The 26,716-nt window shown below is 71.8% G+C and carries 21 protein-coding genes; 6 read left to right on the top strand and 15 right to left on the bottom strand.

Going from position 1 to position 26,716, the window contains the following annotated elements; genetic code table 11:
• Positions 1-51 precede the first annotated feature (51 nt).
• From ACSYGO_RS25390 to ACSYGO_RS25375, 4 genes are all read right to left on the bottom strand, one after another.
• Complete coding sequence (locus ACSYGO_RS25390; protein WP_432189537.1) at positions 52-1,584, bottom strand: substrate-binding domain-containing protein; 1,533 nt, start codon at positions 1,582-1,584, stop codon at positions 52-54.
• Between the two features lie 125 nt (positions 1,585-1,709).
• Positions 1,710-3,812, bottom strand: a complete 2,103-nt coding sequence (locus ACSYGO_RS25385) for a serine/threonine-protein kinase (RefSeq protein ID WP_460387741.1) — start codon at positions 3,810-3,812, stop codon at positions 1,710-1,712.
• Positions 3,813-3,891: 79 nt separating this feature from the next.
• A complete protein-coding gene (locus tag ACSYGO_RS25380) occupies positions 3,892-4,371 on the bottom strand; it encodes a MarR family winged helix-turn-helix transcriptional regulator (RefSeq protein WP_426681887.1) in 480 nt (159 codons plus the stop codon).
• Positions 4,372-4,403: 32 nt separating this feature from the next.
• Positions 4,404-5,015, bottom strand: coding sequence for a type 1 glutamine amidotransferase family protein (locus tag ACSYGO_RS25375; RefSeq protein ID WP_460387740.1), 612 nt, complete (start codon positions 5,013-5,015; stop codon positions 4,404-4,406).
• Positions 5,016-5,723: 708 nt separating this feature from the next.
• Here ACSYGO_RS25375 and ACSYGO_RS25370 point away from each other — a divergent pair.
• The 3 genes from ACSYGO_RS25370 to ACSYGO_RS25360 all read left to right on the top strand — a co-directional run bounded on the left by ACSYGO_RS25370 (position 5,724) and on the right by ACSYGO_RS25360 (position 8,762).
• Positions 5,724-7,079, top strand: a complete 1,356-nt coding sequence (locus ACSYGO_RS25370) for an aspartate aminotransferase family protein (protein WP_426681825.1) — start codon at positions 5,724-5,726, stop codon at positions 7,077-7,079.
• A gap of 154 nt (positions 7,080-7,233) precedes the next feature.
• Entirely contained in the window at positions 7,234-7,947 is a 714-nt protein-coding gene (locus ACSYGO_RS25365) for a GntR family transcriptional regulator (protein WP_426681886.1), read from the top strand.
• A 164-nt stretch (positions 7,948-8,111) separates the two neighbouring features.
• On the top strand, positions 8,112-8,762 hold the full coding sequence (locus tag ACSYGO_RS25360; protein ID WP_028799191.1) for a hypothetical protein: 651 nt from the start codon (positions 8,112-8,114) through the stop codon (positions 8,760-8,762).
• A 109-nt stretch (positions 8,763-8,871) separates the two neighbouring features.
• Here the strand turns inward: ACSYGO_RS25360 and ACSYGO_RS25355 are convergent, their stop codons facing one another.
• From ACSYGO_RS25355 to ACSYGO_RS25340, 4 genes are all read right to left on the bottom strand, one after another.
• Positions 8,872-9,624: a hypothetical protein gene (locus ACSYGO_RS25355; protein ID WP_460387738.1), complete on the bottom strand. Its 753-nt coding sequence runs from the start codon at positions 9,622-9,624 to the stop codon at positions 8,872-8,874.
• Positions 9,621-10,079 carry a hypothetical protein gene (locus ACSYGO_RS25350; RefSeq protein WP_426681823.1) on the bottom strand — a complete coding sequence of 153 codons (459 nt, stop codon included), beginning with the start codon at positions 10,077-10,079 and terminating at the stop codon, positions 9,621-9,623. Before ACSYGO_RS25350 ends, ACSYGO_RS25355 begins: the two co-directional genes overlap by 4 nt.
• 18 nt (positions 10,080-10,097) lie before the next feature.
• Positions 10,098-12,317: a glycoside hydrolase domain-containing protein gene (locus ACSYGO_RS25345; protein WP_460387736.1), complete on the bottom strand. Its 2,220-nt coding sequence runs from the start codon at positions 12,315-12,317 to the stop codon at positions 10,098-10,100.
• A gap of 584 nt (positions 12,318-12,901) precedes the next feature.
• Positions 12,902-14,188, bottom strand: a complete 1,287-nt coding sequence (locus tag ACSYGO_RS25340; protein ID WP_426681821.1) for an adenylosuccinate synthase — start codon at positions 14,186-14,188, stop codon at positions 12,902-12,904.
• Between the two features lie 191 nt (positions 14,189-14,379).
• Here ACSYGO_RS25340 and ACSYGO_RS25335 point away from each other — a divergent pair, with 191 nt between their 5' ends.
• Positions 14,380-15,237: a diacylglycerol kinase family protein gene (locus ACSYGO_RS25335; RefSeq protein WP_426681820.1), complete on the top strand. Its 858-nt coding sequence runs from the start codon at positions 14,380-14,382 to the stop codon at positions 15,235-15,237.
• Positions 15,238-16,034: 797 nt separating this feature from the next.
• Here the strand turns inward: ACSYGO_RS25335 and ACSYGO_RS25330 are convergent.
• Positions 16,035-16,532 carry a GbsR/MarR family transcriptional regulator gene (locus tag ACSYGO_RS25330; RefSeq protein ID WP_460387734.1) on the bottom strand — a complete coding sequence of 166 codons (498 nt, stop codon included), beginning with the start codon at positions 16,530-16,532 and terminating at the stop codon, positions 16,035-16,037.
• Between the two features lie 116 nt (positions 16,533-16,648).
• Here ACSYGO_RS25330 and ACSYGO_RS25325 point away from each other — a divergent pair, with 116 nt between their 5' ends.
• Together ACSYGO_RS25325 and ACSYGO_RS25320 are read left to right on the top strand one after the other, a co-directional pair.
• Positions 16,649-17,581 carry an ABC transporter ATP-binding protein gene (locus ACSYGO_RS25325; RefSeq protein ID WP_460387732.1) on the top strand — a complete coding sequence of 311 codons (933 nt, stop codon included), beginning with the start codon at positions 16,649-16,651 and terminating at the stop codon, positions 17,579-17,581.
• Entirely contained in the window at positions 17,578-19,188 is a 1,611-nt protein-coding gene (locus ACSYGO_RS25320; RefSeq protein ID WP_460387730.1) for an ABC transporter permease, read from the top strand. Before ACSYGO_RS25325 ends, ACSYGO_RS25320 begins: the two co-directional genes overlap by 4 nt.
• An 81-nt stretch (positions 19,189-19,269) precedes the next feature.
• Here ACSYGO_RS25320 and ACSYGO_RS25315 read toward each other — a convergent pair whose 3' ends face one another.
• The 6 genes from ACSYGO_RS25315 to ACSYGO_RS25290 all read right to left on the bottom strand — a co-directional run bounded on the left by ACSYGO_RS25315 (position 19,270) and on the right by ACSYGO_RS25290 (position 26,652).
• Positions 19,270-20,490, bottom strand: a complete 1,221-nt coding sequence (locus ACSYGO_RS25315; RefSeq protein WP_460387728.1) for a cytochrome P450 — start codon at positions 20,488-20,490, stop codon at positions 19,270-19,272.
• 161 nt (positions 20,491-20,651) lie between these two features.
• On the bottom strand, positions 20,652-21,326 hold the full coding sequence (locus ACSYGO_RS25310) for a response regulator (protein WP_426681816.1): 675 nt from the start codon (positions 21,324-21,326) through the stop codon (positions 20,652-20,654).
• Entirely contained in the window at positions 21,323-22,669 is a 1,347-nt protein-coding gene (locus ACSYGO_RS25305) for a sensor histidine kinase (RefSeq protein WP_426681815.1), read from the bottom strand. The genes ACSYGO_RS25310 and ACSYGO_RS25305 overlap by 4 nt, the downstream gene beginning before the upstream one ends.
• A 620-nt stretch (positions 22,670-23,289) precedes the next feature.
• Positions 23,290-23,970 (bottom strand): response regulator, encoded by a 681-nt coding sequence (locus tag ACSYGO_RS25300; protein ID WP_432189524.1) that lies wholly within the window; start codon positions 23,968-23,970, stop codon positions 23,290-23,292.
• Positions 23,967-25,451: a sensor histidine kinase gene (locus ACSYGO_RS25295; protein ID WP_432176706.1), complete on the bottom strand. Its 1,485-nt coding sequence runs from the start codon at positions 25,449-25,451 to the stop codon at positions 23,967-23,969. The genes ACSYGO_RS25300 and ACSYGO_RS25295 overlap by 4 nt, the downstream gene beginning before the upstream one ends.
• Positions 25,444-26,652, bottom strand: coding sequence for an acyltransferase family protein (locus ACSYGO_RS25290; RefSeq protein WP_460389760.1), 1,209 nt, complete (start codon positions 26,650-26,652; stop codon positions 25,444-25,446). Before ACSYGO_RS25290 ends, ACSYGO_RS25295 begins: the two co-directional genes overlap by 8 nt.
• Between the last annotated feature and the right edge of the window lie 64 nt (positions 26,653-26,716).

Here is a 26,716-nt window from a genome sequence, read left to right as displayed (position 1 = left end):
CGGGTCGCCGGGGAGGGTCGGGTGCGCCGAGGAAGGCGGGTGCGCCGGCCGTCAGCCCTCGCCGCAGATCCGCAGTCCCACCGGTGTGCCGCACGGCAGGTGCCCGTGCGTACGGATCACGTCCTGGCCGCTGCCCCGGCTGACGTAGGAGAGGAAGCTGGAGGCGAGGGAGTCGGCGGGCGGCTGGCCGAACGTGTAGGCGTACTCGATCTCCCGGTACGGGTACGCGGAGGAACCGTGCTCCAGCGCCTCCACGGACGGGGTGTGGCCGTCCAGGGTGAGCTGGTGCAGGCCACGGCGGCCGGTGGCGTTGTTGAGCTCGCTGTAGCCGATCGCCCCGGGCAGCCGGGCGACCGTGCTCAGCACCTGCTCGGTGGAGTCGAGCTCGCAGCGCACGACCGGCGCGGTCGCGTCGTCCTTGTGGACGCAGTCCAGGGAGGAGTTCGCGATCTCGCCCCGCGCGAGCACGCGCCGCTGGAAGACCTGCCGGGTACCGGAGTTGGCGTCACGGCTGACCAGCAGGACGGGCCGGTCGGGCCCGCCGAGCTGCTTCCAGTTCCTGATCTCGCCGCGGTAGAGGCGCCGCACGTCGCCGAGGGAGAGGTTCTTGATCCCGATGTCGTCGTTGACGACGAGCGCGAAGACCGAGACCGCGACCCGGTTCTCGCGCAGCTCCGGAAAACCGCTCGGCTTGGGGCCGTCGGAGAGGGCGACGACGGCCGGGGATCCGCTGCCCGACTTCGCGCCCGCGGCGGCGAGTTCGCGCACCCCGGCCGTGCTGCCGTGCGGGTCCACGGCGACCGTGGCGCCCGCGCAGTCCTCCTCGTACTTCTCGGCGAGTTCCCGCATCACCGGTTCGAAGGCGGTCGAACCCGTGACCTTGAGGGTGCCCCGCTCGCAGCCGATCGGGGGCGGGCTGTCGTCGCGCAGCACGACGATCATCGCGAGCGTGACGACGCACACCGTCAGCAGCACGGTGATCAGCCGGGCGGCGCGGCTGAACAGGGGCGGCTGATCGTCGGGAGTGGTGCTGCGGTTGGGGCTGACCTCACCGTCCCGCAGCCCGCCGATCAGCCGGATCCCGCGCCCCACGTCACCGCCGGACAGCAGCACGAGCAGCTTGAAGTGCTCGCCCCGGTTGAGCGGCACGCGCGGGATGCGCAGCACGCCGTCCTCGTAGCTGAGGCCCGCGGCCGGCGTGAAGTGGTCCATGAGGTGGTCGGTGCCGGGCGGCTGGGTGACGGACACCCCGCGGATGGTCCGGTCGGTGAACACGGCGGTCAGGCCGTGCCGTTCGCGGCTGGTGTAGTCGTCCCCGGCGATGCTCTGCGAGCCGTCGTTCTCGATGCGCAGCAGCACCAGGGTGGCGTCCGTCATGCCCGGTGTCTCGTCGAACAGTCCGAGCCGTACGTTGGCGCGGCCCGAACGCACGTCGTCGCCTATCGGGTTGTCCATCTGCACCCGGTAGCCGATCCTCTTGCGCCGCGGCACCCGGCGCTCGTACCAGACCATGCCGGCGGAGGCCACGACGCCGACGACGGCCGTCGCCACGGCCACGACGTTCTCCGCGCTCAGCCACTCCACGTGAGCCACTCCCCCGAGCCTGTCGTCCGGTCACGGTACGACCTGGCCCGGGAACCCCCGGCATACGCGAGGTGAACTTCAACGAGCTTCCCCCGCAGGCGAGTTGGCGACCCTCTCGGGCCCCCTCAGCCGCCCTTCGTGTAGGTCAGGGCCTCGCCCGAGTCCTTGTTCACGCGGCGCAGCCGGCCGTCCGAGAGGAGGGTGACCTCGGAGGCCGCGCCCGGCGAGCAGGACGTGGCCGGCTCTCCGACGGTGACGTCCGAGGCACTGATCTCCAGAGGGCCGCCCGCGGAGGGCTCCTCGGCGAGCCTGGCCTCGAAGACGCAGTGGTAGGTGCCGCTGCCGGCCGGGCCGTCCGCGACGAGGGACAGCACGGTGTCCCCGACCTTGCCCTGCTGGATCGTGAGCCGTCGGGTGTTGTGTCCCGTCGCGTTGTCGATGCTGGTGTTCCAGGTGCCGAGGAACTCGTCCGGGATGGTGCCGTCCGTCGACTCCTGCGCACTGGGCGACTCGGAGGCCGTGGACGGCTCCGTGGTGCTCGGGCCCGGCGTGCTGGGCGCGCCGGAGGCGGACGCCGACGCCTTGGCGTCGTCGTGGTCCTTGTCGCCCCCGGTGCCCTTCATCAGCGCGTAGACGCTGCCGCCCGCGCCGAGCGCGACGACCAGCGCCACGACGATCAGGAGGGCGGTGGACCGGCCGCTTCTGCGCGGGGGTTCGGGCGGCAGCGAGGCGACGCCCGGTCCGTACGGGGGTGTGGCGCCGCCCGGCCCGTACGGCGGCGTCGCGCCACCGGGGCCGTACGGCGAGGCGACGCCCGGCCCGTACGGAGGCGTCGAGCCGTACGGGGCCGGCTGTCCGCCCCAGCCGCCCTGCTGCGGATAGCCGTACCCGGGGTGGACCGCGGCGGGGCCGGTGGGCTGGGGGTGCTGCTGCGGATGCTGCTGGGGGTGCTGCTGGGGATAGCCGTACGCGGGGTGCGCCGTGGCCGGCGGGGCGGCCGGAGGGGGCGTCGGGCCCGCGCCCGCCACCATCGTGGGCAGGTGGTCGAGCGGGGCGGGCTGCCCGGGTGCGGGCGGGGTGGCGCCCTCCTCGGCCGCAGCCGGGGCGTGCTCCGGCGGGGTCTCGGGCGGAGTCCCGGGCGAAGCAGGGGGTGGGGTGGCCGGCGGTGCGGGCGGAAGTGCGGGTGGCGCCTTCGAGAGGTCGGGGGCCGGGGGCGCGGCGGGCAGCGCGGGCGGCTGCGCCGCGGGCAGCGCCGGCGGCACGGGGGGCGCTCCGGCCGGCAGGGCGGGCATCTGCGGCTGCCCGTCGTCGGGGTTCTCGGTGTCCAGCAGCTGCACCGCGTGCCGGCCGAGCTGGGCCACCAGCGCGCTCGGCAGCCACGGGTCGCGGGTGCGGCCGTCCGAGACGGTGTCCTCCGCGCCCGTGCGCTCCAGCACCTGGGCGAGGCTCGGCCGGGCGGCCGGGTCCTTGCGCAGACAGTCGCGCACCAGGTCGGCGAGTCCCTCGGGCACGCCTTCGAGGTCAGGCTCCTCCTGGGCGATGCGGAACATCATCGCGTGCACCCCGCTGTTGGCCGCCCCGAAGGGGAGGGCGCCCGTGGCGGCGTACGAGAGGACCGAACCGAGGCAGAACACGTCGCAGGCGGGCGTGACCCGGTCGCCTCGGACCTGCTCGGGGGCCATGAAGCCGGGTGAGCCGACGAGCGCGCCGGTGCGGGTCAGACCGCCGTCGGTCACCGTCTCCAGGGCGCGCGCGATACCGAAGTCGATCACTCGGGGCCCGTCGATGGTGACCAGGACGTTCGACGGCTTGAGGTCGCGGTGGATGAGACCCGCGGCGTGGATGTCCTGGAGTGCGTGCGCGAGGCCGGCGGCGAGGATGCGGACGGAGCGCTCGGGCAGCGCGCCGTGGTCGTGGCCGACGACGGTCTGCAGGGACGGCCCGGCGACGTAGCCGGTGGCCACCCACGGGATCACGGCCTCGGTGTCCGCGTCGAGCACCGGGGCGGTCCAGTACCCGCCGACCCGTCGCGCGGCCTGCACCTCCTGCCGGAAGCGGGCCCGGAACTCCTCCTGCTCCGCGAGCTCCTCGCGCACCAGCTTGACCGCGACGGTGCGTCCCCGGTCGGACCGGGCGAGGTACACGTGCCCCATCCCGCCCGCGCCGAGTCGAGCCAGCAGCCGATATGCGCCGATCCGCTGCGGATCCCCCGCCCCCAGCTTCTCCATGCCCGCGCCCACCTTCCCCCGTGTGTGTGCAACAGACCGAGGATAATCCGGTCGTACGGGGAGGTGGGTGGGGCGGTGTCTACGGTTCCGTAACAGCGCGTGGTGATTCCGTGACGTTCGCGGCGAGCTCGTCGAGGACCGACGACAGGCGCTCCAGGACGTGTACCGCCTCGGCCAGGCCGCCTTCGCCGAACGCCTCGGCGAGCCGGTCGGCGAAGGCGGCGTGCCCGGGGTCGATCCGCGCGATCGCGGCGCGGCCGGACTCCGTCGGGGAGAGCAGCTTGGCGCGCCGGTGGGCCGGGTTGGGCAGGTACCGGGCCAGCTCCTTGTCCACCAGCAGGTCGGCGATGCGCTGCACGCTCTGCCGGGTGATGCCCATGGTCCGGGCGATCCCGGACACCGGGAGCGGTTCGGCCAGCACGGCGCCGAGCACCTGCCACCAGGCGGCGGTCAGTCCGGCCGGGCGGGCCAGCTCCTCGGCGACGGAGAGGAACTGGCCGTTCAGGCGGAAGACGCCGAGGGCGCTGCGGCTGAGCAGGTCCTGGTGGTCCCGGCCCACCTGGTGGTCCCGGCTCGCCTGGTGGTCCCGGCTCACCCGGCGGCCTTTTCCAGGACGGCGTACGCCTCGGCGTCGGAGTCGTGGAACAGCCGGTACCAGGCGTCGAGGACCTCGCCCTCGTACACCCCGAGCAGGCGGAACACCTCGCGGGCGAAGGCGACCGGTTCGGTGGGGCCCGCGGTGACGAGCGCGCCGTCGGTGACGGCGTCGGCGTCCACGTACCGCTCGGCGCCCGCGTAGCCGGTGGCGGCGAGATAGAAGGACACGGCGCTGGTGTGGGCGCGGTCGTCGAGCAGGCCCTCGCGCGCGAGTCCCGCGGTCGCGCCGCAGATCGCGGCCACGGGCACGTCGGCGTCGAGGAACGCGCGCGCCGTGCGGGCGAAGGGGGCGAGGTCGTCGCCGGAGTCCCACAGGTCCGCGCCGGTGAGGACGAGCAGCGAGCTGTCCTCGGGGCGGAGCTCGTCGAGGGCGAGGTCGGGGTGGATACGGATCCCGCCCACGGTGGTGACCGGTTCGCGGGTGGGGCCGACGGTGCGGATCTCGTAGCCGGCGCGGGCGAGGAACGCGGTCGTGTGGCCGGTCTCCCAGTCGGCGAAGGTGTCGTAGACGGCGAGGTGGACGGGCTGGCGCGGGGTGCTGCTCATGGTTCCTCCTCGGGTTCTGCGCGATGTAAGCATGCTGTCAATTGGACAGCATGCTGTCAAGAGTTGGGCTTCGCTGTCGGGCTGTTTCGCCGCCTCCGGTGCGGTGGGTGGGTCGCCTCCGGTGCGGTGGGTGGGTCGCCTTCGGTCCGGTGGGTGGGCCGCCGTCTGTCCGGTGGGTGGGTCGGGTCCGTGCCGGTGATCCGCCCGTTGCAGCCGTCGTGTGGTCCGGTGGTTCAGTGCGGTGGGGTCGTGTCACCGTCCGCAACGGGCATTTGATGCACCGGCACGGCCCCTTCGGTGAGAGGGCGACTGCGGGTGTGAGTGGGGCTGAGGGCCGACCGTTGACCCGTCCGGCGGCGGCTCCGGTGCCGTGTCCGGCGGCGGCTTCCGTCCTGTCCAGGAGCAGTTCCCCTCCGGTCCGGCGGCAGCTTCCGTCCGGTCCAGCAGCTCCCGTGCCGTCCGGCGGCAGTTCCCCGGTGCCAGCGCCCGTCCCGTCCCGCCTTGAGGGCAGGGAGCCACCTTCCAGCCCGTCCGGCGCTTGAGGACGAGGCCGTCCAGGCCGATCCATGGCGGGTCCGGGGAACGAAATGGTCGGCGGCAGCGGAGGCGGTGGCGTGGGTCAAGCCCGACAGACTGTCGCGGAATGCCCGCGGCGGCAGACAGGACGCCGATATCGCGTCCACTCCGTGGACATTTACGCTTCGGCGCATGACCCCTCAGCCCAACCCTCAGGTCGGTGCCGCCGTGAAGGCCGCGGACCGCGCGCACGTGTTCCACTCCTGGTCCGCGCAGGAGCTCATCGACCCGCTCGCCGTCGCCGGCGCGGAGGGGTCGTACTTCTGGGACTACGAAGGCAAGCGGTATCTGGACTTCACGAGTGGGCTCGTCTTCACCAACATCGGATACCAGCACCCGAAGGTCGTCGCCGCGATCCAGGAACAGGCCGCAACCCTGTCCACGTTCGCGCCCGCCTTCGCCGTCGAGGCCCGTTCGGAGGCGGCCCGGCTGATCGCCGAGCGCACCCCCGGCGACCTGGACAAGATCTTCTTCACCAACGGCGGTGCGGAGGCCGTCGAGAACGCCACGCGGATGGCCCGGCTGCACACCGGCCGCCCGAAGGTGCTCTCGGCCTACCGCTCGTACCACGGCGCCACCTCGACCGCGATCAACCTCACCGGTGACCCGCGCCGCTGGCCCAGTGACAGCGCCGCCGCAGGTGTCGTCCACTTCTGGGCACCGTTCCTGTACCGCAGCCCCTTCTACTCGGACAACGAGCAGCAGGAGTGCGAGCGGGCGCTCCAGCACCTCGAGGACACCATCGCCTTCGAGGGGCCGGCCACCGTCGCCGCGGTGATCCTGGAGACGGTCCCGGGCACGGCGGGCATCATGACGCCGCCCGCCGGCTACCTCGCCGGTGTGCGCGAGATATGCGACCGGTACGGGATCGTCTTCGTCCTCGACGAGGTCATGGCCGGCTTCGGGCGGACCGGCAAGTGGTTCGCCGCGGACCACTTCGGTGTGACGCCCGACCTGATGACCTTCGCGAAGGGCGTGAACTCGGGATACGTGCCGCTCGGCGGTGTCGCGATCTCCGGAGCCATCGCGGAGACCTTCGCCCGGCGTCCCTACCCGGGCGGCCTCACCTACTCCGGGCACCCGCTGGCCTGTGCCGCCGCCGTCGCGACGATCAACGTCATGGAGGAGGAGGGCATCGTCGACCAGGCCGCGGCCATCGGCGAGAACGTCCTCGGGCCGGGACTGCGCGAGATCGCCGAACGGCACCCGAGCGTCGGCGAAGTACGCGGCACGGGTGTCTTCTGGGCACTGGAGCTGGTGAAGAACCGGGAGACGCGGGAGCCGCTGGTTCCGTACAACGCGGCGGGCGAGGCGAACGCGCCGATGGCCGCATTCGGTGCCGCGGCCAAGGCCCGCGGCCTGTGGCCCTTCATCAACATGAACCGCACCCACGTCGTGCCGCCGTGCAACATCTCCGAGGCCGAGGCCAAGGAGGGTCTGGCGGCCCTGGACGAGGCGCTGTCCGTGGCGGACGAGCACACCGCGTAGCGCGCGATCCGGTCACCTTCCGACCCCCAGCCGGGCTGTCGAGCCCGGCCGGGGGTTCGGCGTCTGCGGCCCCTCCACCGCGTAAGGTGTCCTGCTCGTAGTGATACGCGAGTAGACCCACCACCACATCCACGCGATGGGGGAGCCAGACACCATGCCCGGCACCGGCGGCAATGGCGCCGTGACCCGCAGCACCCTGCGGCAGCAGATCGCGGACGCGCTCCGCGACGAGGTGCTCGCGGGCCGCCTCCAGCCGGGCCAGGCGTTCACGGTGAAGGAGATCGCGGACCAGTACGGCGTCTCCGCCACCCCCGTACGCGAAGCCCTGGTCGACCTGTCGGCGCAGGGCCTGCTGGAGGCGGACCAGCACCGCGGCTTCCGCGTGCAGGAGTACTCCGCCGACGACTACCGCGACATGATCGAGGCCCGCAGCCTGGTCACCGAGGGCATGTTCCGCAGCCTGGTCGCAGGTGGTCTGCGCCAGCTCGACGACCAGCGCGCCGTCGCCGCGCTGGCCGCCGTGCGCCGCCGCGGCGAGGAGGCCCAGCGCGCCGCGACCGCCGGCGAGCTCAACATCCTCATCGGCTACGACCTCCGCTTCTGGCGCGAGCTCAGCGGTCTCTTCGGCAACCCCTACCTCGCCGACTTCCTGCACCGGCTGCGCGTCCAGTCCTGGGTGTGCACCGTCCAGCACCTGCGCCGGGTCGCCGACCTGAGGGGCCGCCTGTGGGCCGGGCACACGGAGCTCGTGGACGCCCTGGCCCGCCGCGACGCGGACGCGGCCCAGGCGATCGTCGTGGCCTACAACGAACACTCGCTGGCCCTCATCGAGCACCTGACCGCAGACGACGGCCCGTCCGGCGTTTGAGGAGGGTCCCCGCGGGCGATCGGGGGGTTGGGGACGCAGCCCGGGGGCGGCACCGCGCGCCCCCGGCCACCGGAAACCCCAGTTGTGCACCGGGGCCTTCCCAGGACCGCTGCGCGCATTACGCTGCCCTGACCACCGTGCACCCGAGGAAGAGGAGCCGTCTGTTGGCCTGTGACCTGTGGTTGGTCCCGCTCGTCGACGTGTTGTGCCACACCCCCGACAACCCCTTCGCCGAGGAACTCGCGCTCTACGACAAGGCGCTGGCCGAGGCGGGACTCCCACCCGTCCCGGTGTACGCGTACATGCCGGGGCTGTCCGGCGACGTGGCCCCGGTCGCCGGCTTCGACTACGACGCGCTGCACTTCCTGCGCCGCGCCTACCTGCTCCAGATGTGCGGTCTGGCGGTCACCCCGGTGGACGAACTCGGCGGCGACTACGAACAGCTGCTGGAGATGTTCGAGACCAACGCCCAGCAGTCACACCTGGTCTGGCACTACGACCACGCGGGCGCCTACGTCCCCGTCGACTTCCCGCACCCCCTCGCCAACGACGAACTCCTCGCGGGCGGCGGCCCGCTGGGCTCCTCCCACGCGCTGCTGCGCGAACTCGAATTCGTGGCCCCGTCGATCGGCATCGACCCGGCCAACCCGCCCGCCGCCCCGCAACCGCCCGCGGCACCCACGGAGCTGGAGGAGCCGGCCGCGCCGGCGCCCTACGACGCCAGCCCCTTCGCCCGGGAGCGCCACGTCTGGCTCGGCCTGCACGCCGCCGCCACCCGCAGCCTCGCCCAGGGCTCGATGATCATCTTCAGCTGACGGCCGTCGCCCGGACCGGGCCGCGGGGTGCCGACGGCGCCCGGTCCGGACGACAGCCGCGGGCCCGGCCCCACCCGTGAGGGTGCGGACCGGGCCCGCGGGCCACCGGTCAGACCTGCTGGGCGGCGAGTCGCTTCGCGGCCTTGCGGCGCTGCGGCTGGAGCGGGTCGACGAGCACACCCGAACCCAGACCGGGCGTCTCGGCCCAGCGGCGGATCTTCTCCGCCACTGCGGTCAGGCGCGCGTCGCCCGGGCCCACGTCGATGGAGAACAGCGACTCGTCCGGCTTGCGGTCGTCGCCGCCCCAGCGGACCACGCCCTCGGCGTCCGCGAGGATGTCGCGGATCACCAGCTCCTGGAGGGGATAGAACCCGCCGCGCACCCCCAAGGGGTAGGAGCCGGGCCGGATCTGCACCGCCGTGCCGGAGGCCTGGTTGGACTCGGCCAGCCCCCTGCGCACCGATCCCGGGGTGCGCCAGCCGACGACGTCGCCCTTGCGCAGGGAGTCGATCTCGTAGTGGAAGCGGCGGACGACGTGCACGAGGACGGTTTCGACGTCTCCCATGCGCACCTGCACGTCCACCGGGGTGCCCGTCACGGGTCTGGTGTAGACGTTGCCGCGGTCGTCGACGACCTTCTCCATCTCCCAGCCGTTCTTGGAGCGAAGGCCGTTGAGCACGTGGGCCTTCCGCTCGTCGGCCCGCTGCTGGGCCTTCTTGACCGCTTCGCGCAACTTGGCCGGGTCGGGCTTGCGGCCCGCCGCGTATCCGGGGGTGGCGAGCAGTTGTGACCCGGCCGTGGCGCCTGCGGCCATGAGGACGGCGCGGCGCAGCACGGTGCGTCGCGGCAGGTTCGCCGTCATGAGATTTCCTCCTTGCGTCGGGCGGTCGCGAATCCGGCGAGGGTGAGCGCCAGGGCGCACACCCCCAGCACGGTCACTGCGGGGTTGATGTACGACGGGATGACCGCTTCGACCGTGTGTCCGTCACCGGTACGGCAGCCGAAGTGGAGCGGGATGAACGAGGGGTCGTACCCGGTGAGTCGCCGGTCGCCGACCGCCGTGTTGCACGCCCGGGACCGGTCCTGGTCGTCGAAGAGGACCAGGTGCAGAACGCCCCAGGTGTACATGCCGATGGCCGCGGCCCACGCCAGTGCGGCGGCGGACCTGAGGGCCGCTGTCGCCGTCCGGGCGGCCCTGGCGCGGACCAGCAGCCGCACCCCGCGCACCAGGAGCCACGGGGTGGCCACCAGTCCGGCCAGGGTCAGCAGGAGGACGACGGTGCCGTCGTGGCCGGCGTACGGCTGGTCTCCGGACATGGGGCGCTCCGCTCTCTGTCACAGGTTCCGGGAGATCGCGTTGTACTTCTCCATCACGTAGTAGAGCCCCAGCCGCTTCTTCGCCTCGCTGAACGCGGGCTCCGCAGGGCCCTGGTAGCGGCGCAGGACGTCGTAGATCTCCGAGTCGTTGTAGTCCAGGCGCGGGGAGCGCATCGCCGGGGAGTTGTCGTCCCCGCCGGGCTTCCCGTCGATGTCCCACATGTCGATCATGAAGACGCTGGTGAGGGCGAACTCCTCGTCGTCGTGCGCCTTCTTCCAGATCGAGTACTTGTCGTCGTCGCTCGACGGGTCGAGGATCGGCCGGCCGGTCGCGTAGCCCTTGGTCAGGCAGTGGTTCCAGGCGCCGATGAGGGTGAGGGCCCGCTGCTTGGCGATGCCGGTGGACGAGTCCTTGATGAACTTGCCCGTCGTGTTGTACGCGAGGATCGTGGCCTCCCAGGCCGCCTCGTCGAGCGGCTCGATGTGCCGCATCTCCCAGTACGCCGACGTCTGGATGAGCGCCTTGCGCAGGCCGTACTTGTTCGACAGGCTCGTGATCAGCGCGTCGTGGTCGACCACCGTCGACTGGAAGCACTTCCAGTGCTGGTAGCTGCGCGTACCGCCGTCGAGCGGGTAGCCGAGGGACTCCATGTACTTGCCGACGTCCGTCTGCATGGCGGTGAGGACGGAGTCGTCGAGGCGGGTGTCGGGCTTCTGGGTGCGCGGCGCGTTGAAGGAGCCCTGTCCCGTGTCGCGGCCCGAGGCGATGTTGTTGTCGATCTCGATCGCCCCGTCGCCCGAGCCCACCGTGCGGGTGACGATCTGGTCGTAGGCCCAGTTCTCGGGCAGCGGATAGCCGAAGTTCCCGGAGAAACCGGAGGACATGTCGGAGACGAACGCGGCGGTCGCGTGGCCGGCCTCGGAGACGCGGGTGCACACGTTGCGCGGCCCGTACACACCGACCGCGTACCGGTTGCCGTCGTCGGCTATCGCGTCCTCGATGCCCTTGAAGTGGGGCAGGACGCTGGAGGTGACGTCCTCGTCGAGGGCGTCGAAGTCGACGGCGAAGAAGATCCTCGCACCGGCCTTGAAGCCGTGGTCCAGGGCCGCGTTGACCGCGGCCTGTCCGGCGGTCCGGCCCGCGATGTAGTTGAAGTCCGAGGCGTCCCGGCCGTAGGTCTGGTAGATCGGGAAACAGCGCAGCCCGGCATCGGCGATGGTCTGGAGCTCGCCCTCCTGGATCGCCTTCTCGTACGGCTTCCCGCCGGTCGGGTTGGTGAGGTAGCGCCCGACGTACTTGATGCCCTCGGCCTTCAGCGCGGCCGCACGGGCCGGGGTGATCCGGGTGACGCCGTCGCAGGCCTCGCCCTTGCGCGCCTGGTCGCCGTAGGAGACGAGGAGGGACGCCCAGGTCGAGAAGTCGCCCTTGCCGGTGACCGGCAGCTTCGCGAACGACTGGAAGTCGGAGACGGCCGACGACAGGCTGCTGCTGAAGGTGCCGGTGAAGGACACGGGACGGTGGTTGAGGACCATGCCGGCGGAGAAGAGCTGCACCCAGGGCCCGGAGTCCCCGGTGGCGACGGTGTGGCTCTTCAGACCGCTCTGGGTGCCGGGGCCGAACACTCCGTTGGCCGTGCCGTCGGCCATGCCCAGCTCGTACTGGACGGCGAACAGCATGGACTTGGCGACGTCGCGCGAGTGGTGGCCGTCCGCGGGGATGATGAAGAAGTCCTTGCGGGTCACGTACTGCCCGTTCAGCCATCTCTGCACGGCCTGGATGCTGTCCGAGCCGCCGTTGACGGTGACGTAGGCGTCCATGTTCAGCAGACCCTTGAACACTTTGGGCACCAGGTTGCCGCCGGGGTAGGTGAAGTCCACGCCCATGTTCTGTTTCAGCCGGGTGATCGAGGCGTAGACGCGGGAGTTGTACGTCCCGTCGATGTCACTGCCGTCGTATCCCTTGCAGTAGAGGGCCGACTGGATGATGCGGGCGAAGTTCTCCGACGGGACCGTCTCGCTGTTGAGCGTCGGGTACTTGGACGTGAGCGTGGACAGAGTGGTGGGGCCGAAGGTGTCCGACAGGCTCGTGATGCCCAGTTCGTACTGGAGGGCACGGGTGAGGCCGAACATCGTCGTCCAGCCGGTCACCCCGGTCTCGGGGATCCGGTCGATGCCCAGCTTGCCTTCGTAGGCACCGTTGATGAACTGCTGCGCCTTGCGCACCATCTCGTCGGCCACGGGGGCTCCTGTTCCGTCTCGGGGTCGGACGGCGTTCGACGTGGCGGACAGGAGCGCGGCCGGGCAGGCGTCCGCGACCGCCGACATCACGGCATGCCGATGCGACCCCCCGGACGACACCGTTCCCCCCGGTCGTCGGTCACCGTGCGCCCGGCCGCCGGTGGGCGGGCACCGGGCGCGTGGCGATCACCATAGCCACAGTTTGATCACCAAAGACAAGCAAAAGTACGGGAGTTGGGGCAGGTCGGCGCAATTACGCCGCGCTCGGGGCGGCGGTGGCGAGGCGCCGTCGGTGAAGGAAGGGGGCGGCAGCGGCAAGGTGCCGTCGGTGAAGGAAGGGGGCGGCAGGGCGCGGTCGGTGGCGGGGTGCGGTCGGTGGCGGGCTGCGGTCGGTGGCGGGGTGCGGTCGGTGGCGGGCTGCGGTCGGTGGCGGGGTGCGGTCGGTGGCGGGGGCGGTGACCGCAGCAGGGGGACAGTGGCAGGGGGCACCGTCTTTCGGCGGAGACGCGACGCGCCCCCGGCGGGCCGAAGCCGACCGGGGGCGCGTGCGAACGCCGTACGGACCCGTGAAGGGCCCAGGGGCCTTACGAGATGAACGAGTTGATCTCGATGGTCTCGTCGCGGCCCGGACCGACACCGATCGCGGAGATCGGCGCGCCGGACATCTCCTCGAGCGCCTTCACGTACGCCTGCGCGTTCTTCGGCAGATCCGCGAACGTCTTGGCCTTCGTGATGTCCTCGGACCAGCCCGGAAGGGTCTCGTAGACCGGCTTCGCGTGGTGGAAGTCCGTCTGGGAGTACGGCAGTTCCTCGACGCGCTTGCCGTCGATCTCGTACGCCACGCAGACCGGGATCTCCTCCCAGCCGGTCAGCACGTCCAGCTTGGTGAGGAAGAAGTCGGTCAGGCCGTTCACGCGCGTCGCGTAGCGGGCGATGACCGCGTCGAACCAGCCGCAGCGCCGGTCACGGCCGGTCGTCACACCGCGCTCGCCGCCGATGCGACGCAGCGCCTCGCCGTCCTCGTCGAACAGCTCGGTCGGGAACGGGCCCGAACCGACGCGGGTGGTGTACGCCTTGAGGATGCCGATGACCCGGCTGATCTTCGTCGGACCCACGCCCGTGCCCGTGCAGGCGCCGCCCGCCGTCGGGTTGGACGACGTCACGAACGGATACGTGCCGTGGTCGATGTCCAGCAGCGTGCCCTGGCCGCCCTCGAAGAGCACGACCTTGTCCTGCTCCAGAGCCTCGTTGAGGATCAGGACGGTGTCCGCGACGTACGGCTTCAGCCGGTCCGCGTAGCCCAGCAGCTCCTCGACGACCTGGCCCGCCTCGATGGCGCGACGGTTGTACAGCTTGGTGAGCAGCTGGTTCTTGACCTCGAGAGCCGCTTCGACCTTCTGCGTCAGGATCGACTCGTCGTACAGGTCCTGGATGCGGATACCGACACGGTTGATCTTGTCCGCGTACGTCGGCCCGATGCCACGCCCCGTCGTACCGATCTTCCGCTTCCCGAGGAAGCGCTCCGTCACCTTGTCGACGGTGACGTTGTACGGCGTGATGATGTGGGCGTTTCCGCTGATCAGAAGCTTGGACGTGTCGACGCCGCGCTCGTTCAGTCCGTTCAGCTCGGAGAACAGGACCGACGGGTCGACGACGACTCCGTTTCCGATCACCGGCGTGCACTCCGGCGTGAGGATCCCGGAAGGGAGGAGGTGCAGGGCGTACTTCTGATCGCCCACGACCACCGTGTGGCCGGCGTTGTTGCCGCCCTGGTAGCGCACCACATAGTCCACAGATCCACCGAGCAGGTCGGTGGCCTTTCCCTTGCCTTCGTCACCCCACTGAGCACCGAGCAGCACAAGTGCGGGCACAGGCGTACACCCCTTCCGGGCGGGGCATGTCCAAGGTCGGGGACGTACGCGGCTGCTTTTCGGTACGGCTGCGTACGCCGGCGACCTCCTTTGGCCGCGACCGTCGGACCGGATGCCCCGGAATAGACGAAGCCCCTGGCGCAATAGCGCAAGGGGCTCTTGCACAAAGATGCTACCCGAGGAAGCGAGGCATGACCGAGGTGGCGGCTTCCGACCAGCTCCTGGTGGTCATCGACCCGGTCGCCCGTCGGACGGACGGCGAGTCTGTACGGATCGCGAAAGACGTGCTCAGCGCGGGTGCGGCGACGAAGGTGTGCCTGCCGGACGGGCCCGAGGAATTCGCCCGCGCACTGGCCCGCAGGGGCACGCGGCGGCCCGTGGTGGTCGGCGACGACCGTGCCCTGATGCGCGCGGTGTCCCTTTTGTACCGGCGGCGGGAGCTGGGGGTGTGCGCGCTGTCGATGGTGCCCGTCGGCGGGGTGCTGTCGCTCGCGCGGTCCCTCGGCGTGCCCACCGGGGCGGTGGCCGCGGCGCGAGCCGTGCTCGACGGGTCCGAACGGCGGCTCGACCTGCTCGTGGACGACAGCGACGGCGTCGTCCTCGGCACGCTGCGCATCCCGTCCGCGCCCGCCCCGGTTCCCACGGCGCCGGACGTCGCCCCCGAAGCGGCCGCCCACGCCTGGCTGCGCACCTGCCAGTCGCTGGTCCGCACGCTCGCCTCGCGGCCCGCACGCACCGCGGCGATGCCCGGGCCCGGGGCGACCCGGCTCCGGGTCGAGGTCGACGGGGTGACGGTCGTCGATCTGGACCAGCCGGTGGAGACGGTGTCGGTGACGCCCGGGGGGACCGGCGGTGCGGAGGTGGAGGTACGGCCCGCCACGGACGGGGCCGCCGTCGTCCCGCTGCGCGCGTTCGGGCGGCGGGTCACCGTGTCGGGGGCGGACTTCCGGTACCGGGCGGACGCGGTGGTGTCCGGGCCCGTACGGACGCGGACGTGGACCGTCCGGGAGGAGGCGTGGGGGCTGACCCTGCCGCTGGGGTTCCCGTAGAAGTCGGGGCGTCTGCCGGTGGGTCGCCGCCGGTCCGGTGGGTTTGCCTCGCCTCTGGTGCGGTGGGGGGCCTCGCCTCTGGTGCGGTGGGGGGCCTCACCTCTGGTGCGGTGGGGGGCCTCGCCTGTGGTCCGGTGGGTGGGTCGCCTCCGGTCCGGTGGGTCGGTGCCGGTCCGGTGGGTGGGTCGCGCCGTCTGTCCGGTGGGTGGGTCGGGTCCGTGCCGGTGATCCGCCCGTTGCAGCCGTCGTGTGGTCCGGTGGTTCAGTGCGGTGGGGTCGTGTCACCGTCCGCAACGGGCATTTGATGCACCGGCACGGCCCCTTCGGTGAGAGGGCGACTGCGGGTGCGAGTGGGGCTGGGGTCCACCCTCCGGTAGCTCTCGCTCCGTCCCGTCCCGCCCCGCCTCGCTCCGACTCGCCCTGCTCCGACTTGCTCCGTCCCGCCTCGCTGCGTCCCGTCCGCTTGAGGGCAGGGAGCCACCTTCCAGCCCGTCCGGCGTTTGAGGACGAGGCCGTCCAGGCCGATTTCCGCTGGCTCCGGGGTCGTCGGTGTCGGGGCTGGGGGGCAGCGCCTCAGCCCGTCCGGCGCTTGAGGACGAGGCCGTCCAGGCCGATCAGGGGGGGCCGGGGGCGGAGCCCCCGGGGGTTCGGGTCGGGTAGGGGCGGAGGGGGCGAAAGAAGCCGGGGTCAGCCCTGGGGCAGGTGCGCGGGGAAACCGCCCGTCGCCACCGGCCCCCACCGCGTGGGGATGACGCGGGTACCCGTGGGCCCTTTCGCGCGGGCGGGCTCGTGGGGCTTCAGCCGTTGCCGAAGTGCTTTTCCCGGTGGGCGCGCCAGCGGTCCATCATCTGAGAGATCTCGCCGTCGATGAAGTCGAAGAACGCCAGCGTCTCGGCGATCCGCCGGCCCGCCGGAGTCTCGGGACCGAGCCGGTCGACACCGTCGCGCAGGGCGTACTGCCAGCGCTTGAGGACCGCCTCCCGGTTGGTGATCGCCTCGTACCACTGGTCGCTGTGCACGCGGTAGCGCTCCCGCCGCGAGCCGGGCTCACGCTCACGCGAGACCATGTGCTGCTGGGCGAGATAGCGCACGGCACCCGAGACCGCGGCCGGGCTGATCTGCAACTGTTCGCCGAGTTCGGCGGAGGTCAGGGCGCCGGTGTCGGAGGAGAGCAGGGCCGCGAAGACACGGGCGGGCATCCGCTGCATGCCGGCCTCGACGAGCTGCGCCGCGAAGCTCTCGACGAACTCGGAGACCACCCCCGCGTCCCGCCGGCCCGCCATGGGTTCGGTCATCCCGGATCATCTCCCCTGCTCGTCCCCGCCGGCCGCGGCACCACCACTCAGTGTATCCGGCATTTCTACTCTTCCTTAACTTCACAAATTTCTGAAAGAAGCGTACGTTCTGAATCATGACGAAGGCAATCACCGTCTCCGGACTGCACAAGTCGTTCGGCAGCACCCACGCCCTGGCCGGCCTCGACCTGGAGGTCGAGGCCGGCGAGGTGCACGGTTTCCTCGGCCCGAACGGCGCCGGGAAGTCCACCACCATCCGCGTCCTGCTCGGCCTGCTCCGCGCCGACTCGGGCGCCGCACAGCTGCTGGGCCGCGACCCGTGGGCCGACGCGGTGGAACTCCACCGGCACGTCGCCTACGTCCCCGGTGACGTGACTCTGTGGCGGAACCTGTCCGGCGGCGAGGTCATCGACCTGTACGGGCGGCTGCGCGGCGGCCTGGACCCGGCCCGGCGCGCCGACCTGATCGAGCGCTTCGAGCTCGACCCGACCAAGAAGGGGCGCACCTACTCCAAGGGAAACCGCCAGAAGGTCGCCCTCGTCGCCGCCTTCGCCTCGGACGTCGACCTGCTGATCCTCGACGAGCCCACCTCCGGCCTCGACCCGCTGATGGAAGAGGTCTTCCAGGGCTGCGTCGAGGAGGAACGCGCCCGCGGCCGCACCGTCCTGCTGTCGTCCCACATCCTCAGCGAGGTCGAGGAACTCTGCGACCGGGTGAGCATCATCCGCAAGGGCGTCACCGTCGAGACCGGCTCCCTGGCCGACCTGCGCCACCTCACCCGGACCAGCGTCACCGCCGAACTCGCCGGCCCGCCCGACGGCCTCGCTCACCTGCCCGGCGTCCACGACCTCGACGTCCAGGGCCTGCGCGTCAAACTCCAGGTCGACACCGACAAGCTCGACGCCGTACTGCGGTCCCTGACCGCCTCGGGCGTGCGCTCGCTGACCTCGACACCTCCCACCCTGGAAGAACTCTTCCTGAGGCACTACCAGGACGACGCGACCGAGACCGCCCCCACGCCGACGCCCGCGAAGGCGGTCACCCGATGACCACCGCCACCGCACGCTTCGCCACCCGGCCCGGCGGTTCCCGTCAACTCGCGGGCACCTCGACCCTGCTGAGGTTCGCGCTGCGCCGCGACCGTCTGATGATGCCCCTGTGGGTCGGCGTGATCGGCCTGCTCGTCGTCTCCATGCCGAACTCCCTCAAGTCGATCTACAGCACCCCTGCCGAACGCGCCGACGTGGCACGGCAGATGCTGACCAACAGCTCCCTGCGCGCCACCTACGGACCGGTGTTCAGCGACACCCTCGGCGGACTCACCGCCTGGCGCATCGGCGGCTACGCCGGAGTGTTCGCCGCGATCATGAGCCTGCTCGTCGTCGTCCGGCACACCCGCGACGAGGAGGAGACCGGACGCCAGGAACTCATCTCGTCCGCCATGGTCGGACGGCGCGCCCCGCTCACCGCCGCGCTGCTCGCGGCCCTCGTCGCCAACGGCGCCCTCGCCCTGCTGATCGCCGGCGGTCTCGCCGGACAGGGCGGGCCCGGAGCAGTGGCGCTCGGGCTCGCCGTCGCCGGGGTCGGCATGGTCTTCGCCACCATGGCGGCGATCGTCGCCCAGCTGACCGAGAGCGCACGGCTCGCGAAAGGGCTCACCGGCGGGCTGCTCGGCGCCGCCTTCGTCCTCAAGGCCGCCGGGGACTCCGCGACCGCCGACGGCTCGTCCGTACTCACCTGGATCTCACCCGTCGGCTGGCTGGAGGAACTGCGCTCCTTCGCCGACGAACGCTGGTGGGTCCTCCTGCTGTTCGCCGCCGCGGCCCTCGCACAGGGCGCCGTCGCCTACGAACTCGCCGGACGCCGCGACATCGGCATGAGCTTCCTGCCCACCCGGCCCGGCCCCGCCACGGGACGCCTCCGCACGGCCGGCGCACTCGCCCTGCGCCTGCAGCGCGGCGCCCTGCTCGGCTGGAGCCTGGGATTCCTCGCCGCCGGAGCCGCCTTCGGCGGGATCACCAAGGGAGCCTCCGACCTCGTCGGCGACAACGACAAGACCCGCGAGATCATCGAGCGGATGGGCGGACAGAGCGGGATCACGGACGCCTTCCTCGCCACGATGGTCGACATGCTGGGCATGGTCGCCGCCCTCTACATCGTCTCCTCCGTACTGCGACTGCACGGCGAAGAGACCTCGCAGCGCGCCGAACCGGTGCTGGCGAACGCGGTCGGCCGCCTGCGCTGGGCGCTCGGCCACCTCACCATCGCCTTCGGCGGCAGCGTCCTCATCATGCTGCTGGGCGGCCTCGGACTCGGCCTCGGCTACGGAGCCGAACTCGGCCCCATCCTCGGCGCCTGCCTCGTCCAGCTCCCCGCGATCTGGACCCTCGGCGGACTCGCCACCCTCCTGTACGGCCTCTCTCCCCTACTGGCCCCCGGGGCCTGGGGTGCCGCCGGGCTCGCGCTCCTGCTCGGCTGGGTCGGCCCCGCCCTGAACGTCCCACAGACCGTCATGGACCTCTCCCCCTTCGGACATCTCCCCAAGCTGCCCGGCGGCGACATGGCCTGGACACCGCTGCTCGTCCTCACCGCGATCGCCGCCGCGGCCACGACGACAGGCCTTGCCGGTCTGCGCCGGCGCGACCTGAGCACCTGAGCCGCCGCTGAGTCCTCGCGTCCCTGAGCGCCTGCACGGGTGTGTCCGGGCAGGCGCGCGGGGCGACGGCAGGCGGTGGGGTCAGACCCGCACCCTCAAGGACTCCAGCCCTCTGATCACGAAATTCGGCTTCCGCGACGGCTCCTCGGCAAGGTCCAGCGTCGGCGCCTTCGCCAGCAACGCACCCATCGACGCCGCCAGTTCGATACGGGCCAACGGCGCACCGATGCAGTAGTGGATACCGGCGCTGAACGAGATGTGCGGGTTGTCCGCACGGGTCAGGTCCAGATCGCCCGGCGCCGCGAAGACCGCCGGGTCGTGGTTCGCCGAGCCGAAGAGCATCGCGATCTCCGCCCCGCGGGGGATCGTCGTACCGTCGATCTCGATCTCGTCGAGCACCCAGCGCTCGAAGAGCTGCAGCGGAGTGTCGTAACGCATCAGCTCCTCCACCGCCCGGGGGATCAAACCGTGGTCCGCGCGCAGCGCCGCCAGCTGGTCCGGGTTGCGGAACAGGGCCCACCAGCCGTTCACCGTGGCGTTGACCGTCGCCTCGTGCCCCGCGTTCAGCAGCAGCACGCAGGTCGAGATCATCTCCTGCTCGGTGAGCCGGTCACCCTCCTCATGGGCCGCGATGAGACCCGAGATCAGATCGTCCCCCGGCTCCTTGCGGCGCGCCTCGATCAGCTCCGTCAGGTACTCGGTGAACTCGACCGACGCGCGCACCGCCTTCGCCGCCGTCTCCTCGGACGGGTTCAGCTCGTACATCCCGCAGATGTCCGCCGACCAGGGCCGCAACGGTGCCCGGTCCGACTCCGGGATGCCCAGCATCTCCGCGATCACCGCCACCGGCAGGGGCTCGGCGACATCGGACAGCAGATCGCCGCCGCCCGCCGCCACCAGCCGCTCGACCAGCTCACCCGCCAGCCGCTCCACATACGGCTTCAGTCGCTCCACCGTGCGCGGCGTGAACGCCTTCGACACCAGCCGCCGGATACGCGTGTGGTCCGGGGGCTCCAGATCCAGCATCCCGTGGTCGTTCAGCACGTGGAACGGCTCGTGCTCCGGCGACGGCGCCGTCCGCCCGAAGTCCTCGTGCGTGAACCGGTGCTGATACGTCCGGCCCAGCCGGCGGTCCCGCAGCAACGCCGACACGTCCGCGTGGTGCGGCACCAGCCACTGGTCGGTGGGCTCGTAGTAGTGCACCCGGCCGCGCGCCCGCAACTCCTCGTACGCCGGGTACGGGTCCGCCACGAACGCCTGGTCCCACGGGTCGAAGGACTGCGGAATCTCCAAAGCTGCCATGAACGGACGCTAGCCCGGCACGAGCGCTCTGAACAGGGGGGTCTTGGCTCGGGGGGACCTTGGGGCAGGGCGGCTTCGCGGTGGGCGGGGCGGCTTCGGGGGCGCTCAGGTTTGTGGGCGACCGCGCGGCTCGGTGGAGGCGGGGCGGTTCCGCGGGCGGGTCACCTGGGGGTGACCAGCCTGGCCTCGTACGCGAACACCGCCGCCTGGGTGCGGTCGCGCAGCCCGAGCTTCACCAGGATGCGGCTCACATGGGTCTTGATCGTGGACTCGGCGACCACGAGACGCTCCGCGATCTCCGAGTTCGACAGGCCCTGCGCGATGAGGACCAGCACCTCCGTCTCCCGCTCGGTCAGGTCCCCGTACGCCGCGTGCGCCGTGGCCGGAAGCCGGGGCGCGTCCGCGAGCCGGGAGAACTCGGTGATCAGCCGCTTCGTGACGGACGGGGCCAGCAACGCCTCCCCCGACGCCACCACCCTCACGCCGTCGGCGAGCTGGCGTGCCGAGGCGTCCTTCAGCAGGAAGCCGGAGGCCCCCGCGCGCAGCGCCTGGTACACGTACTCGTCGAGGTCGAACGTCGTCAGGACCAGCACCTTCGCGGAACTGTCCGCGGCGACGATCTCCCGGGTCGCCTCCAGCCCGTTCATCTCCGGCATACGGACGTCCATCAGCACGACGTCCGGCGCCAGGTCACGGACCCGCTCCACCGCCTCCCTGCCGTTGACCGCCTCGCCGACCACCTCGATGTCCGGCATCGCGCCCAGCAGGACGGAGAAGCCCTCACGGACCATCATCTGGTCGTCCGCTATCAGGACCCGGATGGGGCCGTCCGTCATCCGGTCTCCTCCTCCGCGGCCGGCACCGGCAGGAACACCGTGACCTCATAGCCCCCGTCGTCCGTGCCGCCCGCCGTCATCTCGCCGTCCAGCATCGTGACCCGCTCGCGCATGCCGGTGATGCCGTGTCCCGCGCCGTGCGTGGACTTCTCCAGACTCGTCGCCGGTGCGGGGCCGTTGACTATACGCAGGCCCAGCCCGCCGAGGACGTAGCCGATCTCCACTCGGGCGACGGCGCCCGGCGCGTGCCGCAGCGCGTTGCTCAAGGCCTCCTGGACTATTCGGTACGCCGACAGCTCGACGCCCTGCGGGAGCTCGCGCACCGCGCCCGTGACCACCTTGTCCACCGTCAGGCCCGCCTCCCGCACATTCGCCAGGAGGGCGTCCAGGTCGGCGAGCGTGGGCTGCGGGGCGTCCGGGGCCTCGTAGTCCTCGGCGCGGACCACGCCCAGTACGCGGCGCAGTTCGGTGAGCGCCGCCACCGCGTTCTCCCGGATGGTGCGGAAGGCCTGCTCCAGCTCCGGCGGGGCGTTCTCCACGCGGTACGGGGCGGCCTCCGCCTGGATGGCGACCACCGACATGTGGTGGGCCACGACGTCGTGCAACTCCCGGGCGATCGTCGTGCGCTCCTCCAGCAGCGCACGCTTGGAACGCTCCTGTGCCGTCTCGGACTGCTGGGCGGTCACCTCCTGCTCCGCCGTGCGCCGTATGTGCACGACCGTGACGACCAGGAGGGCCAGGGCCGAGACGAACAGCAGCGGCACGGTGTTGTCGCTGAAGTGGCCCGCGCCGAACAGGGTCTCCGCGGTCAGTCCGTACGCGGCGGTCAGCAGCCACATCCATGCGGCGGTGCGGGGGCGGGAGCGCAGGGCCACGACCGTCAGCACCGTCAGGTGGGTGACGAAGGCGCCCGGCAGCCACGGCCAGTCGCTCCAGGTGTCGCTGAACACAGCGACCACGGGGGTTGCCGCGAAGGAGAACCAGAAGGCGCCCACGGGGCGGATCAGTGTGGCCAGGACCGGGAGCAGGGCGAGGAGGGCGCAGATCGGGAGGCCGATTCCGCCGCGGCCGTCGCCTTCGGCGGTGGCCGCGACCATCGCCACCAGGCCGATCGCCGCCACTGCCGCGTGCGGTGTCCAGACCGCGTACTGGCGTATCCCCTGGGGCAGGCGGCGGGTGACGGGGCCGTCCACTCGCATGCGCGGGAGCGGGCGGTAGGCGAAGGCGTCGTGGAACAAGTCCTGGCGCAGCCCGCGCAGGGCGTCCGCGGCCAGCCTGAACTCCGGGCTGCGGGGCTTGGCCCTGCCCGGCGGCGTCATCTGCGTCTGGGTCGTCTCGGTCACGTTGAAAACGGTAGGACCGTGGGGGGTGGGTGGTCGTCCCCTGTGAGGAGGGTCCTTGTGGGTCCGTCTCAGGTACTACGGGTAGTCGGTGGGCCGGGGACGGGGGACTCGGGGCCGGTGGGGCGGGCCGTCGACGGGCACGGCAGGTGCTGTCGGGAGCCTGTCGGCGGGCACGGCAGGTGCTGTCGAGCGACTGCCGGTGCACGGCGAGGGCCGTTTCGCCTCCGGGCCGATTCGCCACCTCCGGTGCGGTGGGTGGGTCGCCTTCGGTCCGGTGGGTGGGTTGCGCCGTCTGTCCGGTGGGTGGGTCGGGTCCGTGCCGGTGATCCGCCCGTTGCAGCCGTCGTGTGGTCCGGTGGTTCAGTGCGGTGGGGTCGTGTCACCGTCCGCAACGGGCATTTGATGCACCGGCACGGCCCCTTCCGTGCGAGGGCGACTGCGGGTGCGTCCGGGGTCCGGCCCCTGCGGGGAGGGGGCGACTGCGGGTGGGTGTGAGTGGGGTGCGGGTGTGGATGGGGGGGCGGGTGTGACGGGCAGGATGAACAGGTCCGGTGTGGCGGGCCTGGCTGGGTCGGCTTGGCGGTGTCGTTCCCGTTGTGTGTCGGTGGCTGGGTGCGGGGTCAGTAGCCCGAGGGGCGGACCAGGCCCGATTCGTAGGCGAAGACTGCGGCCTGGGTGCGGTCGCGCAGGCCCAGCTTGACGAGGATGCGGCCGACGTGGGTCTTCACGGTCTGTTCGGCTACGACCAGGCGGTCGGCGATCTCCGCGTTCGACAGGCCCTGAGCGATGTGGGCCAGCACCTCGGTCTCGCGCTCGGTCAGCTCGCCCACGCGCTGCTTGAGCGGGGACCGCGGTGCGGCGTGCAGGCGGGAGAACTCGGCGATGAGGCGGCGGGTGATGCCCGGCGCGAGCAGCGCGTCGCCCGCCGCGACCACGCGTACCGCCTCGGCCAGCTGATCCGCGGAGGCGTCCTTGAGCAGGAACCCGGAGGCGCCGGCGCGCAGGGCGTCGTACACGTACTCGTCGAGGTCGAAGGTGGTGAGCACCAGCACCTTGATCCGGGGCGTGTCGTCGGTGATACGGCGGGTGGCGTCGATGCCGCCCAGCTCGGGCATGCGGATGTCCATCAGGACGACGTCGGGGGCGAGTTCGCAGACCTTGGCGATCGCGTCGAGGCCGTCGACCGCCTGGCCCACCACCTCGATGTCCGGCTGGGTGTTGAGCAGCACGGTGAAGCCCTGCCGGACCATCTGCTGGTCGTCGGCGATCAGTACGCGAATGGTGCCGCTCGCGGTCGTCATGAAGTCTCTTCTCCCGTAGGGGCGGTGGAGTGGTCGAGTGGGGTGGCGACGCCGTTGCGCGGCAGGAACGCCGCCACCGCGAAGCCTCCGCACGCCGTCTCCGAGGTCACGAGGGTGCCACCCAGCATCGCGGCCCGCTCCCGCATGCCGAGCAGGCCGTGCCCGGCACCGGGGGACGGTGGTGCGGGGTGTGCGGGACGCGAGTTGACGACACGCACCTGAAGACCGCGCGGGAAGTGCCACAGCTCGACATGGACCGCGGAACCGGGCGCGTGTCGCAGGGCGTTGCTCAGCGCCTCCTGGACGATCCGGTACGCCGACAGCTCCACGCCCGGCGCGAGGGGGAGCTGCTCGCCGGTGATCTCCGTCGTCACGACCAGTCCCGCGGTACGCGTGTTCTCCACCAGGTCGTCGAGACGGTCCAGCGTCGGCTGCGGGGAGTCGGGCGCCGCGCCCGTGCCCGCGCCGAGACCGTACGGGTCCTCGGGGTTCTCCGAACGCAGCACACCGAGGACGCGGCGCAGTTCGGTCAGGGCCTCCAGCGCGTTCTGCCGGATGCCCTCCAGGTTCTCCTTCAGCTCCTCGGTGGGGTTCTCGACGAGATGGGGCGCGACCTGAGCCTGGATGGAGATCACGGACATGTGGTGGGCGACCACGTCGTGCAGTTCGCGTGCGATGCGGTTGCGCTCCTCCAGGAGCGTGCGCCGGGCCCGTTCCTCCGCGGTCAGCGAGGCCTGCTCGACCAGTTGGGTACGGGCCTCACGGCGGCCCCGCAACGCGGTGCCGAGGAGGACGACCGCGGCGAAGACGACGACCGCCAGTACCCCCGTCGACCGGTAGACCGTGCCGCCGACCAGCCCTTGCAGAAAGTAGGTCACCAGAACGGTCACGGACAGCGCGCCGACCGCGACGCGCGCGGACACCCGCAGGGCGAGGAGGAAGAGCACGAAGGCGTGCGTGATGATCGCCAGTGCGCTCCACGGCCAGTCCGGCCGCGGGCCCGGGAAGCTCATCACCATGTGCGACCTGGCGGCCGTGGCGGCCAGCACGGTGGCGCCCAGCGACAGCCAAAGAGCCGGTACCGGCCGCCACAGGGCGAGGGCCATCGCCGCACCCTGCGCGGCACCGGTCACCGCGCTCAGCGCGAGACCCAGTCCATAGCTTTCGTTCAGCTCCGCCGACGCCGCGAACGCGAGCCCGAAAGCGAGCCAGCACACCACGACATGCGGCAGCAGGCGCAGCCACCTCGGTCTCGACAGCGGAGGCAGCGGGGCGGCCGCCGTCGAGGCGAGGTCGGCCAGGACCGAACGCAGGACGACTCCCGTGCCGAGCAGGCGACGTGACCGGGTGCGTCCGGCCGGAGGATCGGTATCGGTGCCGGACGGCTTCGCCGGCTCCCCGAGGCGGGGTGGGGACGGCACAGCGGGGTCGTCGGCCACGGCCCGGTGCTCCTCGCTCGTCACCTGATCAACCCTAGGCATGAGGCGTTCCCTTCGCTCCCCCCTGACCGAGACCGTGGGCCCGCACGATCCGGGACGGTCGGCCGGTCCGGCGGCGCGGCCCCTGCTCGTGGACGCGGAAGGCGGACCAGCAGACGGTCAGCGCGAGCAGGAACACGGGCAGCCAGGCCAGCCGGGCCACGACCCAGCCCAGCCCGTCGGGCACGGTGTGCAGGCCGGCCAGCCGCCCCGCCCGCAACCCCAGAGCGGTGACCGCCATCATCGACGTCTGGTGCCAGAGGAATATCGTCATCGCGGAGAGGTTGACGAAGGCTGTCACCGCCCAGGCCGCGGGGCGTCGCATCGCCCGGCGCAGCGGCTCACGCAGCAGCAGCGCGAGGCCGCACTGGGCCAGGCCGAAGGTGACCACCGCGAGCGTCGGCGGGTTCAGGTTCGAGACCGCGGCGCCCGGCACACCGACCATCGACGCCGGATAGCCCGCCCACGCCACGAGGGCCGCCGTCGCCGCGGCGCCACCGGCGAACAGCAGCAGGCCCGCCCGCCGTCGGTCCAGTTCACCGCGTGTCCAGGCCGCGCCCAAGGTGTACGGCACCAGCCAGCCGGCCGCCACGTTCACCCAGCCGAGCCACGAGGGGCCGCCCAGGCCGAAGCGAATGAGGTCCACGTGGAGAACGACGGCCAGCGGCCACAGCGGGTTGATCCTCGTCAACAAGGGTGTCGCCGCGGTCAGTCCGGCGAAGACCACGAGGAACCACAGGGGCGACAGGGCCAGTTTCACCAGGGTGTGGACGGTGCCGTAGCCCGTGCCTGTGGCGAGCAGGCACGCCGTGGCCACCGCCCAGAGGCTCAGCACTGCGGCCACCGGCCTGAACAGGCGTCCCAGCCGGGCCCGCAGCCACCGCCCGTACGACATGCCCCGCGCCCGCGCCGACGCATGGCTCTTCGTCGCCACATGTCCGCCCACCAGGAAGAACACGGCGAGTGTCTGAAAGACCCAGGAGATCGGGGCCAGCCACGGCATGTGCCGCAACGGGCTCGCCGCGTGCAGGGCCCCGCCGTCCGCGACGAGGGCCGTCACCAACCAGTGGCCGAGCACGACGCCGAGGATCGCCAGGGCCCGCAGGGCGTCGACGGCGCGGTCCCGATCCACCGGGGTCGCCTCGTCGATGCGGCGGACGCCGCCCCGCAGCGCGTCCGCCGCCGCCCGTCGTGTCCGGCGGATCCTGCCCCCCGCGCGCGGTGCCCTCGGTGTCCCTGGCAGCTGCGGTACGCCCGTCGTCTCCTGG

The sequence above is a fragment of the Streptomyces krungchingensis genome (assembly GCF_054729265.1).
This window is presented reverse-complemented; position numbering and strand designations above follow the sequence as displayed.

Excerpts from the sequence above, each read along its gene's own strand:
- ACSYGO_RS25300 (WP_432189524.1), bottom strand. The coding sequence starts at position 23,970 with ATGACGACCGCGAGCGGCACCATTCGCGTACTGATCGCCGACGACCAG.
- ACSYGO_RS25350 (WP_426681823.1), bottom strand. The coding sequence starts at position 10,079 with ATGTCCGGAGACCAGCCGTACGCCGGCCACGACGGCACCGTCGTCCTC.
- ACSYGO_RS25295 (WP_432176706.1), bottom strand. The coding sequence starts at position 25,451 with ATGCCTAGGGTTGATCAGGTGACGAGCGAGGAGCACCGGGCCGTGGCC.
- ACSYGO_RS25320 (WP_460387730.1), top strand. The coding sequence starts at position 17,578 with ATGACCACCGCCACCGCACGCTTCGCCACCCGGCCCGGCGGTTCCCGT.
- ACSYGO_RS25355 (WP_460387738.1), bottom strand. The coding sequence starts at position 9,624 with ATGACGGCGAACCTGCCGCGACGCACCGTGCTGCGCCGCGCCGTCCTC.
- ACSYGO_RS25365 (WP_426681886.1), top strand. The coding sequence starts at position 7,234 with ATGCCCGGCACCGGCGGCAATGGCGCCGTGACCCGCAGCACCCTGCGG.
- ACSYGO_RS25325 (WP_460387732.1), top strand. The coding sequence starts at position 16,649 with ATGACGAAGGCAATCACCGTCTCCGGACTGCACAAGTCGTTCGGCAGC.
- ACSYGO_RS25335 (WP_426681820.1), top strand. The coding sequence starts at position 14,380 with ATGACCGAGGTGGCGGCTTCCGACCAGCTCCTGGTGGTCATCGACCCG.
- ACSYGO_RS25375 (WP_460387740.1), bottom strand. The coding sequence starts at position 5,015 with ATGAGCAGCACCCCGCGCCAGCCCGTCCACCTCGCCGTCTACGACACC.
- ACSYGO_RS25330 (WP_460387734.1), bottom strand. The coding sequence starts at position 16,532 with ATGACCGAACCCATGGCGGGCCGGCGGGACGCGGGGGTGGTCTCCGAG.
- ACSYGO_RS25385 (WP_460387741.1), bottom strand. The coding sequence starts at position 3,812 with ATGGAGAAGCTGGGGGCGGGGGATCCGCAGCGGATCGGCGCATATCGG.
- ACSYGO_RS25315 (WP_460387728.1), bottom strand. The coding sequence starts at position 20,490 with ATGGCAGCTTTGGAGATTCCGCAGTCCTTCGACCCGTGGGACCAGGCG.
- ACSYGO_RS25310 (WP_426681816.1), bottom strand. The coding sequence starts at position 21,326 with ATGACGGACGGCCCCATCCGGGTCCTGATAGCGGACGACCAGATGATG.
- ACSYGO_RS25370 (WP_426681825.1), top strand. The coding sequence starts at position 5,724 with ATGACCCCTCAGCCCAACCCTCAGGTCGGTGCCGCCGTGAAGGCCGCG.